We start from the raw sequence: 4,144 nt of genomic DNA on the forward strand, positions 1-4,144 counted from the left end.
ACGATTGTGATCGTCGAACACAACATCGACGTGATCAAAACAGCCGACTGGGTTATCGACTTGGGCCCCGAAGGAGGCGCCGGTGGCGGATTGGTCGTCGCCGAAGGTCGTCCCGTCGACGTGGCCAAGGTCAACGGCAGTTACACCGGAGCGGCCATCGCCAAATCGCTAGGCATGAAACCGCGAAAAACGGCTGCCAAAGCGAGTGAAAAAATCCTCTCTAGCATCATCACGACGACCGCCAATACGAATACGCATGTGTTGGTCGAAGGCGCCACCGAACACAACTTAAAATCGGTGGACGTCGAGATTCCTCGTGACGCGATGACCGTGTTTTGCGGCCCAAGCGGTAGCGGTAAAAGCTCGTTGGCGATGGACACGATCTACGCCGAAGGGCAACGCCGTTACGTCGAATCGCTCTCGTCGTACGCACGTCAATTTATCGGCCAAGTGCAAAAACCCAAAGTCGAACGGATCGAAGGACTGTCGCCGGCGGTGGCGCTAGAGCAAAAGAATTTGGGGCATTCGCCGCGGAGTACCGTTGGCACGGTAACGGAAATCTACGACTACTTGCGAATTTTAATGGCGCGTCTTGGAACGATGCATTGTCCCGATTGCCAAGTCCCCGTCGGCACTCAGACACCGGACCAAATCGTCGACAAAATCATGGCACTTCCCGAAGGGACACGAGCCATGTTGATGGCGCCGATCGAAGTCCAATCGGGACCGGCGTCCGAAGATACCTGGCAATCCCTGCGCAGCACCGGATACCAGCGTGTGCGAATCGATGGCGTAACGACGGCACTGGACACCGCCCCGATGCTCGACCCACGACAACGTCACGAAGTCCAAGTGGTGGTCGACCGTATCGTGGTCCAAGAATCGGATCGCTCGCGAATTAGTGACAGTATCGAACAAGCATTGTCGCTAGGCGTTGGAGTGCTAGAAGTCGGGTTTGCCGAAGCGGATGTCGAAGAAAAATTGTGGAAGGTGGTCACCCATAGCCAACATTTAGTATGTGGTGAATGCGGACGTTCGTTCAACAATTTGACGCCTCACCATTTTTCATTCAATTCTGCAGTCGGTTGGTGTCCTCAGTGCGAAGGACTTGGAACCCAAACGGGAACTAACCCAGCGGCATTGATCGCGTCACCCACGGCAACGCTGCTCGAGGGTGCGTCGCTGCTATGGCCATCGGTCGACAAATCCGTATCGCAGTGGATGATGCGTGCGTTTTCTCGCCAAACGCGAATCCCCATCGATGTACCATTTGAGAGTCTGACCGTCAGCCAACGGCGGATCCTGTTCCATGGCACGGGCGAACGATGGATCGAAGTCCGTGAAGGCGATCGCGAAGCCGATACGAAAACGTCGCCTAAACAAGACGTGGTCGTGTTCCGCTACCAATTCAAAGGCTTTTATCCGGCGTTGGCCGAAGCGGCCCGTTTGACGCCGGGACTGCGCGGCAAGCTGGAACAATTTGTTGACGAAATCGATTGCAGCGCCTGCGATGGCTCACGATTGCAAGAAGACGCCGCCGCGGTGCGTTGGCGTGGTCATACGATTGCCGACATCGTCCATATGCCGCTCATCCGGCTGGCCGAACACATCACGACTTGGAAATTAGACAAGCGGGAACGCAAGATCGCTGGCGAATTGGTGCGAGAGATCACCTCGCGAATCCATTTCCTGCTGGACGTGGGACTCGACTATTTAACGCTGCATCGCGGGGCCGCGACGCTATCGGGTGGCGAAGCCCAGCGGATTCGCTTGGCCGCTCAATTGGGCAGCGGTCTGTGTGGCGTGCTGTATGTTCTCGATGAACCGACGATCGGTTTGCATCCACGTGACAACCAACGACTGATCGGAGCACTGCATCGACTGCGTGACCTTGGCAACACACTGTTGGTCGTCGAACACGACCACGACGTGATCGCCAGCAGCGATTATTTGGCCGACTTTGGACCTCGCGCCGGCCGCTACGGCGGACGCATCGTTGCTCGCGGCGAGCCAACGAAAGTGCTGCCGGTCGACCAATCGGTTACCGCCGGTTACATCAACGGCACCAAATCGATTGCGATTCCAGAGCATCGCCGTCCGGCCTTTTCCGCAAATGGTTCACCGTATGTGCAACTGTTAAAAGTCACCGGAGCGAGAGAGAACAATCTCAGCGGCGTCGACATGCAGCTTCCCCTGGGCGTATTGACGGCGATCACCGGCCCGAGCGGAAGCGGCAAAAGCTCGTTGATCGAAGGCGTCCTGTATCCCGCGTTGGCTCGACGACTGCATCGTGCCCGTGTTCGCCCGGGGCGTTATGAAAAACTCGAAGGTGTTCGCTTTATTGACAAAGTGATCCAAGTTGACCAATCGCCGCTGGGCAACAGCCCGACTAGTAACCCAGCAACCTACACCGGCGTGTTTGACTTGATTCGCCAAGTCTTTGCCGAGCTTCCCGAAGCAGTCGAGCGGCGGTTTACCGCTAGAACGTTCAGCTTCAATGTTGCCGGCGGTCGCTGTGACACGTGCGAAGGCAGCGGCCAACTGAAGATCGAAATGCACTTCTTGCCCGACGTCTGGGTGCCTTGCGAAGAATGTGATTCACGCCGCTATCATCCGGACGTACTCGAAGTCAAATACCACGGCGCATCGATCGCCGACGTACTGGAAATGCAGTGTGGTGAAGCGCTCGAACTGTTTGCCGAGCACGACAAGATTGCGAGAATCCTGCAGACGATTTGTGACGTTGGACTCGAGTATGTCACGCTCGGTCAATCAGCGCCGACTCTTTCGGGTGGTGAAGCCCAACGCGTGAAGTTGGCGGCAGAACTCGCCCGTCCGATGACCGGACGAACGCTGTACATTCTGGACGAACCAACAACCGGATTGCACTTTGACGACATCGAAAAACTGCTTGGGGTACTGCAGCGGCTCGTTGAAATGGGCAACACCGTTGTCGTGATCGAACATAACCTTGACGTGATCAAGTGTGCCGATTGGATCATCGACATGGGGCCCGGTGCGGGCGTTGACGGCGGAAAGATCGTCTTTGAAGGAACGCCCGAAGCGTTAGCGGCCACCTGTACCAACAAAAAACGAGGCGCCGTCGTCTCGTCGACCGCGCCGTTTTTGGCCGAGGTTTTGGGACAGAAGGTGCCCGCCAGCGTGAAACGCAAGGCATTGCCCAAGACACCGAAAAAAACAACCACCAAGAAAAAGACGACTGCAAAGAAAAAAGCCAGCAAGCCGGCCGCGGCGGAACCAGCGACCAATGGCGAACTCCAATCCGACCAGGCAAGTGCAGCGGAAACCAACGACAGCGTTCATCCGTGGAAGGTACTCGGACGCCGCTGGCACTCGTTGGGCAAAGGATTCCCGGCCGATACGGAACCCGAATGGCCCATCGAACTGGCCGACATGATTCTAAAATTGCTCGAGAATGTCGCTGGCGACAATTCACTGCGGTTTGACGCTCCCGACCGAGTCGTGGTGCGTCCGCAAGGCCAGCAAAAAAATTGGGCCGAGGTCGAAACTAAGACTCCCGAATCGCTGAAGGTCACCTTGGCGGGGCCGCACGAAGCGGTCGACGTAGAGCAACTCAGTAAGCTCGGTTTCAATGGTGCTGTGCAACCCGCGGAAACCGAACAAGCCGAAGTGACATTGCGGTTGACCGAACTGAAGCACGCCAGGAGCCGGAAACTAAAAACGTTTCTCAAGCAACATCTGCAGCGAACCATCGAAACCTAGATCCGCAGCCCCAAGCACGCCCCGGCAAGCGAGTTGCAGCGGGAAGTCGAATCACGCAGCATCGCAGCCAGATTCATCTTGCACTTCACACCTGCAAATTCGCCCATCCGCGTCGCCAGTCACCTCTCCCGGCGCAGCGGGGAGAGGTCGAGCAGAGCCTACAGCGATTGCTCGGGTGAGGGCCTCGTCTCCAGCTCACTCGCACGTCACAATTTGCCCGCTTCCGTCCGGCTTGTCCGGGCGGAACGACCAACTGGCGGCTACCAATGTGGGATAGGCATCCTGCCTGTCATCAGCTTCCCAATTTAAAATTTACAATTGTCAATTTACCTTTTTCAATCCTCCGGCCCTCTCCCGATTGCGTCGTTTCCCGTTGCAGTCTTCGTCACCTCACCGGGTT

Annotated in this window: 1 protein-coding gene; it reads left to right on the plus strand. The window is 56.8% G+C overall.

Annotated elements, in window-relative coordinates:
- A partial coding sequence (gene uvrA / locus RMSM_RS18350; protein WP_144057758.1) for an excinuclease ABC subunit UvrA occupies positions 1 to 3,744 on the plus strand: 3,744 nt, incomplete at its 5' end.
- Between the last annotated feature and the right edge of the window lie 400 nt (positions 3,745 to 4,144).

Origin of the sequence: Rhodopirellula maiorica SM1 (assembly GCF_000346295.1) — a bacterium.
GTDB lineage: Bacteria > Planctomycetota > Planctomycetia > Pirellulales > Pirellulaceae > Novipirellula > Novipirellula maiorica.